Source organism: Polyangium sp. 15x6, from assembly GCF_029960785.1.
Lineage (GTDB): Bacteria > Myxococcota_A > Polyangia > Polyangiales > Polyangiaceae > Polyangium.
The window spans coordinates 18,743-32,847 of the sequence record NZ_JASBQE010000010.1 but is presented as its reverse complement, the minus strand read 5'-3'; the positions used below and the strand labels follow the sequence as shown (position 1 = coordinate 32,847).

13 protein-coding genes are annotated in these 14,105 nt (G+C 68.8%); 7 read left to right on the top strand and 6 right to left on the bottom strand.

Going from position 1 to position 14,105, the window contains the following annotated elements; genetic code table 11:
• Nucleotides 1-13 precede the first annotated feature (13 nt).
• On the top strand, nucleotides 14-1,108 hold the full coding sequence (locus QHF83_RS10040; protein ID WP_282417560.1) for a hypothetical protein: 1,095 nt from the start codon (nucleotides 14-16) through the stop codon (nucleotides 1,106-1,108).
• Between the two features lie 279 nt (nucleotides 1,109-1,387).
• Here QHF83_RS10040 and QHF83_RS10035 read toward each other — a convergent pair whose 3' ends face one another.
• Nucleotides 1,388-1,606, bottom strand: a complete 219-nt coding sequence (locus QHF83_RS10035) for a hypothetical protein (protein ID WP_282417559.1) — start codon at nucleotides 1,604-1,606, stop codon at nucleotides 1,388-1,390.
• Between the two features lie 83 nt (nucleotides 1,607-1,689).
• Here QHF83_RS10035 and QHF83_RS10030 point away from each other — a divergent pair, with 83 nt between their 5' ends.
• The 4 genes from QHF83_RS10030 (at nucleotide 1,690) to QHF83_RS10015 (ending at nucleotide 6,616) form a co-directional block, all read left to right on the top strand.
• Complete coding sequence (locus tag QHF83_RS10030; RefSeq protein ID WP_282417558.1) at nucleotides 1,690-2,724, top strand: sigma-70 family RNA polymerase sigma factor; 1,035 nt, start codon at nucleotides 1,690-1,692, stop codon at nucleotides 2,722-2,724.
• 241 nt (nucleotides 2,725-2,965) lie between these two features.
• Nucleotides 2,966-3,343: a hypothetical protein gene (locus tag QHF83_RS10025; protein WP_282417557.1), complete on the top strand. Its 378-nt coding sequence runs from the start codon at nucleotides 2,966-2,968 to the stop codon at nucleotides 3,341-3,343.
• 154 nt (nucleotides 3,344-3,497) lie between these two features.
• Entirely contained in the window at nucleotides 3,498-4,598 is a 1,101-nt protein-coding gene (locus QHF83_RS10020) for a hypothetical protein (RefSeq protein ID WP_282417556.1), read from the top strand.
• Nucleotides 4,598-6,616, top strand: coding sequence for a TonB-dependent receptor (locus QHF83_RS10015; protein ID WP_282417555.1), 2,019 nt, complete (start codon nucleotides 4,598-4,600; stop codon nucleotides 6,614-6,616). The genes QHF83_RS10020 and QHF83_RS10015 overlap by 1 nt, the downstream gene beginning before the upstream one ends.
• Here QHF83_RS10015 and QHF83_RS10010 read toward each other — a convergent pair.
• From QHF83_RS10010 to QHF83_RS09995, 4 genes are read right to left on the bottom strand one after another with little or no spacing between them, the layout of a single operon-like run.
• Nucleotides 6,613-7,017 (bottom strand): GFA family protein, encoded by a 405-nt coding sequence (locus QHF83_RS10010; RefSeq protein WP_348980438.1) that lies wholly within the window; start codon nucleotides 7,015-7,017, stop codon nucleotides 6,613-6,615. The genes QHF83_RS10015 and QHF83_RS10010 overlap by 4 nt on opposite strands.
• Nucleotide 7,018: 1 nt before the next feature.
• Nucleotides 7,019-8,821, bottom strand: a complete 1,803-nt coding sequence (locus QHF83_RS10005; protein ID WP_282417553.1) for a fatty acyl-AMP ligase — start codon at nucleotides 8,819-8,821, stop codon at nucleotides 7,019-7,021.
• Nucleotides 8,818-9,084 carry a phosphopantetheine-binding protein gene (locus tag QHF83_RS10000; protein WP_282417552.1) on the bottom strand — a complete coding sequence of 89 codons (267 nt, stop codon included), beginning with the start codon at nucleotides 9,082-9,084 and terminating at the stop codon, nucleotides 8,818-8,820. The genes QHF83_RS10005 and QHF83_RS10000 overlap by 4 nt, the downstream gene beginning before the upstream one ends.
• A 10-nt stretch (nucleotides 9,085-9,094) precedes the next feature.
• The gene (locus QHF83_RS09995; protein WP_282417551.1) at nucleotides 9,095-9,997 is read right to left on the bottom strand and encodes a helical backbone metal receptor; all 903 of its coding nucleotides are present in this window, start codon (nucleotides 9,995-9,997) and stop codon (nucleotides 9,095-9,097) included.
• Nucleotides 9,998-10,109: 112 nt separating this feature from the next.
• On the opposite strand from QHF83_RS09995, the gene QHF83_RS09990 reads away from it, so the two are divergent.
• Nucleotides 10,110-11,273, top strand: coding sequence for a peptide-N-glycosidase F-related protein (locus tag QHF83_RS09990; RefSeq protein WP_282417550.1), 1,164 nt, complete (start codon nucleotides 10,110-10,112; stop codon nucleotides 11,271-11,273).
• 17 nt (nucleotides 11,274-11,290) lie between these two features.
• Complete coding sequence (locus QHF83_RS09985) at nucleotides 11,291-12,346, top strand: Ca2+-dependent phosphoinositide-specific phospholipase C (protein ID WP_282417549.1); 1,056 nt, start codon at nucleotides 11,291-11,293, stop codon at nucleotides 12,344-12,346.
• A gap of 6 nt (nucleotides 12,347-12,352) precedes the next feature.
• Here the strand turns inward: QHF83_RS09985 and QHF83_RS09980 are convergent, their stop codons facing one another.
• Nucleotides 12,353-14,074: a rhomboid family intramembrane serine protease gene (locus QHF83_RS09980; RefSeq protein ID WP_282417548.1), complete on the bottom strand. Its 1,722-nt coding sequence runs from the start codon at nucleotides 14,072-14,074 to the stop codon at nucleotides 12,353-12,355.
• Nucleotides 14,075-14,105: the final 31 nt, after the last annotated feature.

Here is a 14,105-nt window from a genome sequence, read left to right as displayed (position 1 = left end):
CGTAGGGTTCGTCATGATCACCCGGGTCGTTGCCGTCGCCGTCGCTTGCACTGTCCTGACGCTCTCGGGCAAAGCCGCCGCCGAGGCGCCGCCGCAGATTGCGTTCCGCCTGGATTACCAGGCCAACCTTCCGGGGCGAGGTTGCCCGAACGCGGACGAGTTTGGCCTGATCCTCGCGGGCGAGTTCGGATATCTCCTCGTTCGTGAGGATGCAGCGGCCACGCTGCGGGTGGAGACCCGGACGAACGGCAAGGGGATCGATGCCGAGCTTTCCGCGCCAAACCCGACGGGAGAGGGGGAGTGGAGGCGGGTGGTCACGAGCCGGGACTGCCGCGAGCTCCTTTATGATGCGGCGACCCTGATCCGGATCAGGTTTGGTCCGGGCGGATGGCAGGGGGAGGAGCCGCCGCCGTGGCTCCTGGCGCCGCCGTGGTTCGAGGTGGAGAGCCCCGAGCTGCGGACGGAGATGCCGGCGGCGTTCCTGGACTCGATGGCGGGGGAGTCGTTGGAGGCGCCGCTGTCGCCGTGGGAGGGGACGGCGCCGTTGTGGGCGCAGTCGGCGCCTGCCCAGGAAACAACCAAGCCGCCCTTTCAAGCCGAGGTTGCCCTGGGCGCCACGGTCATGCCCTACGGGATGCCGCGGGTCGCCATCGGAGGTGGCGGGATGCTGGGCGTCCGGTGGAAAAACCTCGCGTTTGGCATGGACATCCGGGGCGTGATCACCCCCGTGGCCGGCGTCGGGGACCCGGAGCTCAAGGACGCCCGTGCGTCGCTTTTGACAGTGGGCTTCCTCCCGTGCATCGCGGTCCGATTCATCGACATTTGCGGCGCGATCAACGCCACGATCCTCGGGCTCGATGCGCCGCCGCCCATCGTCGTAACTGCCTCGGATGGCTTCTCGATGGGGTTTGGTGGGCGGCTCGTCGGCAGGTACCCGCTCTCATCGCGCTTCACCCTGTTCGGCTACGGGGACGTCAGCGGGCAGCTAAGAGCCATCACGATCAGGGGCCCGCTCGATGGCGACTCGACGAACATCGTGACGCACTGGCGATCGCCATACATCCGAGTCGCGCTAGGGCTCGGCGTTGCTATTTCTCTTATCGAATGAACAAGGAGTATTGGAGATGCACAAGGATCAGGGTGTGCTGGGCAAGCTGGGTGCGGTCCTCGTTTTGGCCGCCTGCGTGGCAAGCGCTTGTGGGCAAGGGGAAGGTGTCATTGAGGTCATCGTCCCCCCCGATGGTGGGGGTGAAGGCGGCAGCCCCCCCGACGCCGGCACCGACGGCGGCGAGGAAGAGGATGCCGGCGCAAGTAGCAGCACGGCTCCCTGCGATTTCTCCTGCGACGGTGACGCAGAATGCGTCCCCTTCCACCCCGGCGACAGCTCCTACCCCGTCCTCGTCTGGATCGGCCCGAACGACGGCAGCGCGCCGGATTGCCCGGACAACGCGCCCGTCGAGCAATTCGTTTGGTACACGGACCTCGTCATCCCGCCGAAGAAATGCGGCCCGTGCTCCTGCGGCCCCTCGGACGGCACCTGCTCCCTCCCCGAGACAATCACCGCCCACGCCGCCCCCTGCACGCCGCCCGAGGGCACGGCCGCCACCCCGCCGCGGGTGGTGAGGTCGAGGGAGACGTCGCGCTCGCAGGGCCCCGCACCCTTTGCTGTCTGGTTTGATCGAGGTCGCCATGGACGAACGCGAATTCGCAAAAACCCTGGAGTCGCAACGGGCCAAGCTACGAGCCTGGCTCTCCCGAAGGTTCCCGGCGAGCGACGTGCCGGACCTCGTGCAAGAGACGCTCCTCCAATGCTGGAAGGCGCGCGAGGAGTACGACCCGACCCGGGAGCTCGGCGGCTGGGTCCATTACCGGATGCGCACGGTGGCCCACGTCCATCGCAAGCGCGCGCGTGTGCGCGAAGAAGCCGCGCCGCTCCTCCAGGAAGAGGACGTCGCCCCGTTCACCCCGGAGCGCGAGGCATCGAATCACGAAACGGATTCGCTCCTGCACCGCATCCTCGACTCCCTGCCCGCGCGGGAGCGCGAGATGGTCGCGGCGCGGTTCTTCGACGAGCTCTCGATTCGCGAGATCGCCGCCTCGTTCGACCGCACGGAAGACGCCGTCGACGCGGCCTTGCGGCGCGTCAACAAGAAGATGCGCGAAGCGCTTCAGCGCGTCGGCGTCGAAGATGCGCGGCGGACCGCCCTGCTCCCGCTCCTCTTCGAGCAGGCCGACGGCGCGGAGGTCGAGGACGACGCGCCGAGCGCGCGACCGACGTCCGTTTCGACATCGATCCCCGCCGCGGGCACGCCGGTAGGGCCAACGCTCGCCGCGTGGGCGCCGTTGGCTCGGGGTCTCGCGGTCGCGGCCGGCGTCGTGGGCCTCCTCTTTTATCTGCTCTCGCGGAGAGAGTCGCCGTGGGCGAACCACTTCGCGCTCGTGGTGCCCGACCTCCGGCCCGGTGGCGTGGTGCCGCTCTTGACCGACCCCATGCAGCCACCGAACCCGACGGTCGAGCCGCCGCCTTTGTGCCCGCCGTCCCCGCCGCCGCCACGCACGCCCCCCTGTCCAGCGGACGTGCCCAAGAACGCGGGGCCTCGCTCGCTCGGACGCGCCGCCGTGAACGCCCAAGAGCGAGGCGACAAGAAGAGCGCCGCCGAGGCGTGCCGCCTGGCCGGCCCCGATAGCGTCTTCTGCCGAGAGCTCCAGAGCCTCCATCCGTAGAGCGCGGGCGCGGATACCCCACTCCGAAAAACATCGTCCCCTCGTCACGACGCGCGACGGATTTGCGCGGCTCGGGTGCAGTACGTATCGAGCGGCGCACGCGCGGACCGTTTCGGGCTGCAGCTCGCTGTGCTGTTTTTCGGAGAGACCACGCCTGGACGGCGGCGCCGGTTTGGCGTTGCATTCTGGGCGAGCATGCCGTCCGACGCCGCCGCCCAGGCGTGGTCATTCGTCAGAGCCCATGAAAACGCGACACCTCCCAGAACCGGATCCGCGACTCCCCACAGAAATCGTGCTCGCGAGCGACGGTGGGTTGTTCCTTGCTCTACCCGAGGAAAAACCTGAATCGTATGCCGGGCGCGAGATCTTCGTCGGCTACGCACTTCGCCCGCGTGAAGCAGTAGCTCGCGGGAGGCCGGCGTTGCTTCACTGGGGAGCCGAGGCGCTGCTCGGCATTGGCAGCGACGGGCGCATTTACGTGGCCGAGGGCGCGATGCCCGGGAAGCGTGGACGCAAAGTGTTTCGCGGATTCCGCACGACCAACGAGGAGCGAGCGTATATCGTCGCGGAGCTGCATCGAATGGTATTCAATCTGGTCGGCGCAGTCCCGAGGGCATGAGCCGGCGAGCCGGAGGCGTGTCGGCGGGGGCGATCGCTCCGTCCCCCTCCGCCGTCGCCCCCGCCGCCAGCGGGCCGACGCCTCCCGTCCGTGCGTCCAAGATCCTGCGACCGCGTTGCACGTCGCCGTCTCACGTGATGCAATGCGCCCCGCCATGAGCGACGTCGAAATCCGGCTGAGCAGCGCCATCTCCGCGGTCCGCTCCTACCTCGAGGCAAAGCTCCTCGGCGAGGCCGTCGTCGCCTCGGAAAAGGCCATGGAAATCGCGCACGAGCTCGGGCGGGAGCATCCGCGGTACGTCGAGGCCGCGCGCATCGCGGCGCTCGCCTACGCCCTCGACAACAACGCCGCCATGTCCGCGCGCTACCAGCGTCTCGCCATCGCCAGCGCCGAGAGGCAGCCGACGTATCCGCAAGATCGGCTCGGATCGCTGCACTTCGACCTCGCTCGCGCCGAGCTCGATCGCGGCCGGCAAGAGGAGGCCGGCGCCGAGCTCGAAGCGGCGATCCCGCTGCTCTGCCAGAACCGCGCGGATCGAGACGCCGAGGCGCGGCAAGCCATGTTCCTGCGCGTCGCGCTGTGCATGATCGCAGGCGATCCGAAGGAGGAGATGGACGCGCTCGTGGGGCGCCTGCGCGCGTGGCTCGAGCCCGTCTTCGAGGATCCCGAGGCCACGGCCGACACGAAGGCGCTCGCCGAGCACGACATGGTCACCGCGCTCTGCTCCTCGGCGCGGCTCCGGATCGCGCAGCGGCGCTGGGACAAAACCGAGGCGGCGCTGCTCGAAGCATTCGAACGCGCCGAGCGGCACATGCTCACGGCGGATCGGCCGAACCCGCATCTGCTCGGGCTCGTGAGCGAGGTCTACAAGGAGATGCGCCGCGCCTCGAAGGACGAGAGCGCGGCGCTCCGCACGCGCGCCGAGTCGCTGCTCGGGCCCGCGGCGGAGCGCGCCGAGCGGCTCTTCTGGGCGCAGCTCCGCGTCGTCGTGGCGGACGCGCAGAAGTCGCTCGGCTGGTCCGAGGGGCAGATCGCGCGGCTGCTCGAACCCGCGCTGCACGAGGGCGATCTCGCGGTCGATCTCAACCGGCATCCGCTGCTGCACGGGCTCACGGAGGTGCTCGGCCGGCATGCGGCCAAGGGGACGCATCTGCGGGATCAGGGGCCTTCCGAGTTGCGTCACGTGATGCGCGGAGACAAGACGCTCTCCGCGGCGATCGACGTGATGGAGGCGGCTGGCCTTTCGGATGTTTGATGCTTAGAGCGCTCCGGCGCGGGCTCGGCCTCGCGCTCGCCACGTCCCTCGCCGCCGCTCCTGCGCTCGCCCAGGACGAGCCGTCGCCCGCGGAGCCCGCGCCGCCGGAAGAGCCCGCGCCTCTGCCCGCGGAGCCCGCGCCCGAGCCGCCTCCTCCCCAGCCGATCGAGGTGACCGTCGAGGGCGATCGGGCGCCGGCGGGGTCGGTCTCGCTCAAGCGCCGGGACATCCGGGAGATGCCGGGCGTGCTCGGCGATCCGTACCGCGCGATCGAGGTGCAGCCGGGCGTGACGCCGACGGCGAGCGGATTGCCTTACTATTACATTCGCGGCGCGCCGCCCGGGAACATCGGGTTCTTCTACGACGGCGTGCGTGTGCCCTTGCTCTTTCACGTGGGCGCGGGGCCGAGCGTGATTCCGGCGCCGCTCGTCTCGCGCGTCACGCTGCACATGGGCCCGTATCCGGCCGACATCGGGCGGCTCGCGGGCGCGGCGGTCGAGGCCGAGGCGGCGCCGTTCCCGAATGAATGGAAGGGCGAGGGCGCGTTCCGGTTCGTGGACGTGGGCGGCGTGGTCGAGGGGCCGATCGGCGACAAGACGACGGTCCTCGTCGGCGGGCATTATGCGTTCGGCGGACACATTCTCTCGGCGCTGATCGACAACGTCGATTTCGGGTACGGCGATTACCAGGCGCGCGTGAGCCGCCGCGTGGGAGAGCGTGGCCGGTTCACGGCGCTCGCGTTCGGGGCGTGGGATTACCTGGCGACCACGACGACGGGCGACGCGAGCGGGGCGAAGGACGTCCTGCTCGACGCGGATTTTCACAGGCTGGATTTCCGATACGATCATGAATTCGATTCGGGCGGAAAGCTCCGCGCCGCGGTGATGCTCGGGCTCGATCGGTCGAGGCATGTCGGCGCGGAGAGCGCGACCAATTGGAAGATCGGGGCGCGGCTGCGCGGATCGAAGCCGATCGGCGGGGGAAAGGCGCTCCTGCGTGGCGGGGTCGATCTGATGGTCGATCGTTACGACATCGTGCACAAGGAGCCCTGCGACATCTCCCTCGAAGAGTGCGCCACCGGGCCGCTCGGCGAGCTCGACGAGGCGTTCCGCGCGCTTTTTCCGAGCCGCTGGGACACGGCCGTGGGCGCGTGGGCCGACGCGCTCGTGGTCCTCTCGGATCGGGCGACGATCACCCCGGGGCTTCGCGTCGACCATTACACGTCGATGGGGAACACGGCGCTCGCGATCGACCCGAAGATCACGGGCCGGTTCGGCGTCGGCGAGCGCGTGCGCATCGTCCCCTCGTTCGGCGTGGCGTCCCAGCTCCCCGGCTTCGCGCCGCTGCCGGCGCTGCAGATCGGCGGCATCACGGGCGGCCTTCAGCGCGCCTTGCAATCGAGCTTCGGCGCCGAGGTCAAACTCTCGCCCATTCCGGTCGAGATCAGCGGCTCGCTCTTCCGCCAGGTGACATTCAACCTCACGGACCCGATCGGCTCCGATCGTGGCACGAACCTCGGCACGGCCCGGTTCCTCTCCCGCAGCACGGGCGACGCGTATGGCCTCGAGCTCTCCGCGCGTGGCGCATTACGCAAGGATCTGCTCTTCCTCGCCTCGTATACGCTCTCGCGCTCGACTCGCACGTCGAAGAGCGGCCTGACCACGCCCTCGGCGGTCGATCGGACCCACGTCGCGCACGTGGCCTTGCTCTACGACCTCGGCAAGGGGTGGAAGGCGGGCGTGCGGCACGTGTTCTACAGCGGTTTTCCCGCGCAGGAGGCAGGCAGCGGGGCCGTGGTCGAGGATCCGCCGCGGGTCCGGCCTTTTTATCGGCTCGATTTGCGGGTGTCGCGGCGATGGAAGGTGGGCGAGACCGGGTTCGTCTCGCTCGTGCTCGACATGCAGAATGCGACGTTGAGCAAAGAGGTCTTCGACGTGACGTGCGCCCGCGGGATCTGTCAGCCGCGACTGCTCGGGCCGATCACGATCCCGCAGTTATCGGTGGAGGCGGGGTTTTAAAGGTGCTTCGTGACGGCGGGCGGGGTGAACCAGTTGTCGTTTCGCCCGTCGAAATACTGGATCGGCGCTGCGGCGAGCTCCTCCGGGGCCACGTCGTCGAGGCAGCCCACGTTGACCGAGACGTACGCGCCGCCGATCTCCTCGACGTATCCGCGCCCGAACGGCTTCACCCCGCACGTCTTGCAGAAGAGGTGATGCCCGCTCATGGAGCCGAACTGGTAATCGCCGAGCGCGGACTCGCCTTCGAGCAGGCGGAACGCGTCGGGCTTCACGATCGCGCCCCACCACCGGGCCTTCGCGCAGATCGAGCAGTTGCACCGGCCGGTGCCCGCCGAAAGGTCGAGGTCCGCTTCGAACCGGACCGCGCCACAATGACAGCTTCCTTTGTAGGTCTTCATCATTTCAATCGTCGCTCTTTCCGAAGAGCCGGTGCCGGAAGTATCCGATCTGGCTCTTCGCGATCTCTTTCACGAGATCGAGTTTGTCCACCTCGCGCGCACTCGTCCGACCGAGAAGCTCTCCGGATTCGTACAGCTCGCGCGTCTTCGCGCGCTGGAGCTTGCCGCTCGACGTCTTCGGCAGGACGCCCGGCGCGAGCGGCACGACGTCGTCGACGGTCAGGCCCACGCTCTGCTGCACCGCCTTGCGCACGTCGGCTTCGAGCCGCTTCTTTGCGGCCTCGTCCTTCTCGCCCGTCTCGAACGCGATGACCACGCGCTCGCGATCCGAGGGGCCCTTCATCGTGCCGAACGCGATGACGTTGCCCTTGCGCACGCCCTCGACCTGGCTCGCCTCCCACTCGATGTCCTGCGGGTAGTAGTTGCGGCCGTTGACGATCACGACCTCCTTCGAACGCCCGCAGATGTAGACCTTGCCATCCGCGATGTACCCGAGGTCGCCCGTGCGCAAAAAGCCGCCCGCGAACGACCGTTTCGTCACCTCCGGGTCGTTCCAGTAGCCTTGCATCACGCTCGGCCCGCGGATGCGCAGCTCGCCGACCTCGCGCTCGGGCAAGGGGCGTGCGCTCTCCTCGTCGTCGGGCGCGAACGTCTTGATCTCGTGGCCCTCGAAGGCCGCGCCGCACTCGACGATGCCCGAGGCGCGCGGCGAGCTTTCCGCCGCGGGTTCGGCGCGGCCCTTCGACCAGAGCGTCTCGCCGTCGACGACGTCGGTCCGCACGCCCGTCCAGATCTTGCTGAACGAGACCGCGAGCGTCGACTCGGCCATGCCGTAACAGCACACGAACGCACGCTCGTCGAAGCCGATGCGGGAGAACTTTTCCGCGAAGGCGCGGAGGTTCTCGGCGCGAATCGGCTCGGCGCCGCAACCCGCGATGCGCCAGCTCGACAGATCGAGCCCCTCCATCTCGCTCTCCTTGATGCGCTTGACCGCGAGCGCGTAGGCGAAATTGGGGCCGAACGAGATCGAGCCCTTGTACTTCGAGATCGACTCGAGCCAGCGCGCGGGGCGCTTCAGGAAGAGCAGCGGCGGCAGGAACGTGATCGGGTTCCGGTGGTAGACCGGCGCGATCACGAAGCCGATGAGCCCCATGTCGTGGTAGAGCGGCAGCCACGAGACGCCGTGATCGACGCCGTCTCGGATGCTCAGGCCCACGGGCATGATCGCGTGCACGTTCGCGGCGAGGTTTCGGTGCGTGAGCGTCACGCCCTTCGGCCGCGCGGTCGATCCGCTCGTGAACTGCAGGAAGCAGACGTCGTCGAGGTCGATCTTCTCGGGCCGCAGTTTGTCGCTCGACGTGCGCACGCCCTCGACCGCGACGACCTTGTCGAGCCCCGGCGCCTGGGCCTGGATCGTGCCGAGGAGCTTCTTGATCTCGCTGCTCGTGAGCAGCACGCGCGCGCCGCTCTTCGCCACGATGTGCAGCGTGTTTTCGAGATAGCCCGCGAGCTTGCCGAGGCCCGTGGGCGGGTAGATCGGCACGGGGATGATGCCGGCCCGGACGGCGCCGAGGAACGCGAAGACGAAATCGGCGTTGTCGGGGAGGATCAGGGCGATGCGATCGCCTTTGCGCAGGCCCATGGCCTGCATCGCGCCGCCGAAGCGAGCGCTCATCCGCTCGACGTCGGCGTACGAGTGGAAGGGCGCGACGTCGGGCGACTCTTCGAGGAAACGGTAACCCGTGCTGCTGCTCGCCGCCGCGTCCTCGATGGCCTGCGCGACGGTGCGGGGCGGAGGCGCGCTCATCCTTGGAGCCTTCCGTCGCTCTCGAGGCGCGTGAGGATTGCGGTCGCGACGTCGCCGATCGTGTTGATGTTGCGGAGCGCGTCGTCCGGGATCGTGAGCTTGAAGGTGTCCTCGAGCTCGGCGAGCACCTCCATGACCCCGAGCGAATCGATGCCGAGCTCGGCGACGATCTCGCTCGCCTCGCTCACGTCGACCTCGATCTGCTTGTGCTGGCTGAACACCTCGAGCAGCTTCTTCTGCACCTGTTCCCGATTCCAAGTCATGGGGCGCTTCCTACCGCAACTCGCCTTCGGTCACCAGACGCCTGAGCCGCTCGAAGCCCTCCACGCTGCGCGCGCCGTACCACATGAGGTCCTTGCCGTTGCAGAAGAGCACGCGGCCGGTCTTCGCGGCGGGGATGTCGAGCTTGCGGAAGACCTCGGCGTCGGCCTCCGTGAACGCGTGCGGCTCGTCGGGTAGGAGCACCACCTCGGGCTGCCGCGCGACGACCTCGTCCAGCGTGACCCGCGGATAACGCGTGTCACGGCTGCCCACGCGCTCGGGCGAGAGCGGCGCGGCCTTGCCGAGATCGGCGGCGAGCGGGTAGCGGCGCCTCCGGTCCGCGAAGATGTTTTGCGCTCCAACGAGATCCATCATGTCGGAGATGAACGTCTCCTCGTGCACCGTCATGAGCGGATCCATCCAGATCGGGACGAATGCGCGGACGGGGACGTGCTCGCCGCGGTGCTTCTCGGCCTCGCGGTGCGCGTGGTAGGCCGAGGCGAGCAGCGATCGGGCGGCGTCTTCACGATCGAGGCCGAGGGCGAGGGCGAGGCGAGCGAGGTGCGCGATTCCGTCGGCGACGCGCTTGGGGAACGAGACGAACACGGAGACGCCGGCGGCGTCGAGGCGCTCGATCTGCGAGCGGGTGTTCTCTTCCTGGTTCGCGATCACGAGGTCGGGCTCGAGCGCGAGGACCTTGTCGACGTCGACGTCTTTCGTGCCGCCGACGTCCTCGATCGCCTCGACTTCGCCTTCGGGGGCGATGCAAAAGCGGGTTCGTCCGACCAGGCGGTCTTTGGCGCCGAGCCGGATGACCGAGTAGGTATCGCTCGGGACGAGCGAGACGACGCGCCTCGGCGGGGCTGTGAAAATGTGACGGCGTTGTCTGTCGTCCTGGACCTTGATGATTTTCATCGGCCCGGCTCTTTAGCGCCGGCGGCGCCGGTGGGGGAGGGGAGATTCTTCGGGCGGAGATGGCTGGCGGCCGGGTTCGACCTTGCGGTAACCTCGCGCCCGGAGGTGCTCGATGAGGAACGTGCCGTCCGTGCGCGTGGGCTTTGCAGCTTTGTTCGGCGCGCTTTTGCTTGTGGGATGCGGGGGAGGCTCGGGCGGCCAGGGCGGCGCGGGCGGGCAGGGCGCGAGCGGCGGCTCGGGCGGCACCGGCGGCCAGGGCGGCGGCGGTGGGCCGTCGTATGCGGATCCGTACACGATCACCGCATTCGACGACACGCGCATCACGAGCGACGGGAGCCAGCCCAATTTCCAGACGGTGTTCGCGGACATCGATTTCAAGGAGGGCCCGTTCGCGAGCGCGAAGCTCGTCGTGGACCTCGCGAGCACCTGTTATCCGTTCGACAAGTGGATCGACAACCCGCCGCCGCAGGGGCAGAACTGGCCGGCCGATTGCGACGCGTTCGATCGCAATTTCGACATCTCGCTCGATGATCCGATGGACCCGGCGACGGAGCCGCCGGGGCTCGAGGTGATGCACGCGGTCACGCCGTTCGGCGGGCCGCTGCACCTCGAAATCGACGTCACGGACGTGGCGAACGGCCTGCCGGGCAAGCACCGGATTCGCGCGCACATCACGACCTGGTCGGATGGCGCGGGCATGGTCTCGGGGTCGAACGGCGGCTGGAACGTGACGGCGAAGCTCGAGATGGTCCCGGGCGCGCCGCCGCGGAACGTGCTCGCGGTGAAGTCGCTTTATTACGGGTCGCAGACGACGGCCGAGGGGCCGGGCGCGCTCGCGTTCGAGGTGCCCGCGGGCGCGACGGCGGGCAAGATCGAATTTCGCACGAGCGGCCACGGAGGCGGCAACGCCGGTTCGGGCTGCATCGGGCCCGCCGAGGAGTTCTGCAACCGCACGCACACGGTCTCGATCGACGGCGCCGTGATCGACACGTGGAAGCCGTGGCGAACGGACTGCAAGGAGCTCTGCACGGAGACGATGCACACCTGGCCGAGCGGAAACAGTTTTACCTACTGCCTGGAAAACCCCTGCGGCGCCATTTCGAGCGTGAAGGCCCCGCGGGCGAACTGGTGCCCGGGGAGCATGACGGCGCCGAAGGTCTGGGAGACGCCCGAGCTCGGAAAGCCGGGGGCCCATACGTTCCAGTGGGCAGTGAACACGGTCGAGTCGGGCGGGAACTGGGCCTCGAGCGCCACGTATTTCGCCTACGGGCCTTGAACGAAAGGGTGTCTCCGATGTCTCTCCGCTCGCGGGTCGCGGCCTGCCTCGGCCTCGTCGTCGCGCTCGCCGGGTGCGGCGGCGGCGAAGGGGATTCGCCCGAGGTAAAACCCCCGGATCCGCCGCCGAAGTTCGCTTATCCGCTCGACGACGTCCTGCGCCTGAACCATTTGCAGACGAAATCGACGCACAACAGCTATCACATCGAGACCGAGGAGAACACCGTCGGCGAATGGCGCTACACGCACGCGCCGCTCGACGTGCAGCTCGGCGCGCAAGGCGTGCGGCACGTCGAGCTGGATCTGCGGTACAACCTCGATCTCGAATCGTTCGAGGTGTATCACCTGCCCCTCCTCGACGAGCAGACGACGTGCAGGAAGCTCACGGATTGTCTGCGGGTCCTGAAAAACTGGTCCGACGCGCACCGGGCGCACCACCCGATCGTCGTGCAATTCGAGATCAAGGACGCCGTGCCGGACGACGAGGCCGGGGCGGAGGGTTATTTCGCGGCCTTGCACGAAGAGATTCGGAGTGTTTGGCCGGACGATCGGATCCTCGTCCCGGACGAGGTCCAGGGCGACGCGCCCACGCTGCGGGAAGCGGTCCTTTCGAAGGGCTGGCCGACGCTCGGCGAGGTCCGCGGCCACGTGCTCTTCACGCTGGACGACTCCGGCGACGCGCGGAAGGCGTACACGAAAAACCATACGAGCCTCGCCGGTCGAATCGTCTTCGCGGACGCCTCGCCCGCCGATCCGTGGGCCGCGATCGCGATCATCAACGATCCCCTCGGCGAGGCGGCCGCCATCGCCGAGGCGCTCGCCGCGAACATGGTCGTGCGCACGCGCGCCGACGGGAACGCAGGCGAGGTGATCGAGACGGGCAGCACGATCGAGCGGGAAGCCGCGATCGCGAGCGGCGCGCAGTTCGTCTCGACGGACTTCCCCGCGAAGGTCCCGGAGGCCGAATACTGGGTCGAGATCCCGGACGGCACGCCCTCGCGCTGCAACCCCATCACGGCGCCGAGCGAGTGCAGCGCCGAGGCGATCGAGGATCCGAAATTCGTCGGGCCGTGAGGCCGCTCAGCGCTCCTCGATCGACGCCACGACCTTCTCCTCGATCCCCTTCCACCCCTCGGGCCGCCCACCCTTGCGCGCATACCCGCGCACGATGAGCTCGCGCGAGCCGACGATCACGAAGTACGTGCGCAGCGTGAACGGCTCGCCGCCGATCGGCAGCTCGTGCTCGACGTGCACCACCTTCCGCGTGCCCACGGTCTCGATCCGCGCCTTGTCGAGCCGCGTGGCCTTCGCGGGCGCGGCCTCGTCCGCCGCGGCGCGCATCTCCTCGACGAACGCGTCGAGCTCCTCGGCGAGCGGCGCTTGCTTCAGATCCACCACGAGGATCTCGACGAACACGGGCGACACGTCGAGGTCCCCGAACGTGAGCACCGGCATGCCCTCGCGCACCTCTTTCGCGGCCTTCTTCGCGAGCGGCGCAGGCATCTCCACGGACAAACCCAGGTCCGGCAGCGTCGTCCGCGTCATCGCGGGCGGCTTCTTCATCGTCCACGGTCCGCCGAGCGCCACGCCCGCGCCGATCGAGACGAGCATCACCGCGCCCACGAGCGTCGCGGCGAGCGAGAGAAGCGGGCGCGGACCGGGCTCGACGTCACCTTCGTCGATGCGCTCCTCGACGGGCTTGAGCCCGCGGCCGAGGAAGAGCGCCATGGCCAGAAAGCCCACGATTCCGCCCCCGAAATGCGCGAGGTAGTCGACGCCCGGGAAGAAGCTGATGAGCACGTTCGGGACGAGCGGACGCCACGCGCCTTGCTTGAGCCGCGCGATGAAGAGCGGCGGCAAGATGCCGCGCGGGAAGAGGACGAGCGCGAGCACCGCGGTCATGAGCCCCCAGATCGCGCCCGACGCGCCGACGCTCCACTGCCCGCTGCCGAGCAGCGTCGTCGCGAGCGCGCCGCCGAGGCCGGAGAGGCCGTAGAGCACGAGGAAGCGCCGCGATCCGAGGATCGGCTCGAGCATCAGCCCGAGGCTCCAGAGCGCGACCACGTTCATCACGAAATGCATCACGCTCGCGTGCAGGAACGCCGAGGCGAAGATGCGCCACACCTCGCCGCTCCTCACCGCGGGCCCGCTCGTCGCGCCGAGCGAGACGAGCGCCTGCGTGGTGCCCATGCTCTGCTTCCAGATCACCGTGAGCACGCCGAGCACCGCGCAGACCGCGATGATCCCCACGGTCACGGGCGTCCCGCCGCGCAGCCGCGAGACCGCGCGCCGATCACGCTGCGCGAGGCTCCGACCCTTGAGGAGCGCCTCCTCGATCCGCTCGGTCGTCGGTGGCTCGGTCGCGCGGATCTGCTCGGTCGCGCGTTCGAGCAGCGCGAGCTTCGGCCCGTGCACGTGCGCGAACCGGCTCGCGTCGTCGACGTGGTGAAAGCCCAGCTTCATCGCCGCCGCGTCGCTCGACGACGCGCGACGCAGCGCGTTCACGATCTCGGGACCGCCGCCGACCGCGACCACGTGCATCGGCACGGGCGCTTGCTGCGCGGAGGCCACGATCTGCGCGATCAGCTTCGGCAGCCTGTCCATCGCGTCGCGGTCTCGCGTGGGCAGGAGCAGGATCTGCGGCGGCGCGCTCGTCGTCACCACGTGCGAGGCCACGGGCCCGTGCTGGACGAGGCAACTCTCCGGATCTTCCGCGAAGATCGCGCCGAGAAGTCTGTCCCTTCGCACGACGCTCGGGTCCGTCGCGAGCTCCACCTCCTCGATCCTCTCTTCGGGCATCATGCGCCGTTCTTCGCTCCGTGGTGTCGGGGAC

Bases quoted from the DNA above. Each gene is read 5' to 3' on its own strand.
- QHF83_RS10025 (WP_282417557.1), top strand. From the start codon at position 2,966: ATGAAAACGCGACACCTCCCAGAACCGGATCCGCGACTCCCCACAGAA.
- QHF83_RS10005 (WP_282417553.1), bottom strand. From the start codon at position 8,821: ATGAGCGCGCCTCCGCCCCGCACCGTCGCGCAGGCCATCGAGGACGCG.
- QHF83_RS09980 (WP_282417548.1), bottom strand. From the start codon at position 14,074: ATGATGCCCGAAGAGAGGATCGAGGAGGTGGAGCTCGCGACGGACCCG.
- QHF83_RS09985 (WP_282417549.1), top strand. From the start codon at position 11,291: ATGTCTCTCCGCTCGCGGGTCGCGGCCTGCCTCGGCCTCGTCGTCGCG.
- QHF83_RS09990 (WP_282417550.1), top strand. From the start codon at position 10,110: ATGAGGAACGTGCCGTCCGTGCGCGTGGGCTTTGCAGCTTTGTTCGGC.
- QHF83_RS10000 (WP_282417552.1), bottom strand. From the start codon at position 9,084: ATGACTTGGAATCGGGAACAGGTGCAGAAGAAGCTGCTCGAGGTGTTC.
- QHF83_RS10010 (WP_348980438.1), bottom strand. From the start codon at position 7,017: ATGATGAAGACCTACAAAGGAAGCTGTCATTGTGGCGCGGTCCGGTTC.
- QHF83_RS10040 (WP_282417560.1), top strand. From the start codon at position 14: ATGATCACCCGGGTCGTTGCCGTCGCCGTCGCTTGCACTGTCCTGACG.
- QHF83_RS10020 (WP_282417556.1), top strand. From the start codon at position 3,498: ATGAGCGACGTCGAAATCCGGCTGAGCAGCGCCATCTCCGCGGTCCGC.
- QHF83_RS09995 (WP_282417551.1), bottom strand. From the start codon at position 9,997: ATGAAAATCATCAAGGTCCAGGACGACAGACAACGCCGTCACATTTTC.
- QHF83_RS10030 (WP_282417558.1), top strand. From the start codon at position 1,690: ATGGACGAACGCGAATTCGCAAAAACCCTGGAGTCGCAACGGGCCAAG.
- QHF83_RS10015 (WP_282417555.1), top strand. From the start codon at position 4,598: ATGCTTAGAGCGCTCCGGCGCGGGCTCGGCCTCGCGCTCGCCACGTCC.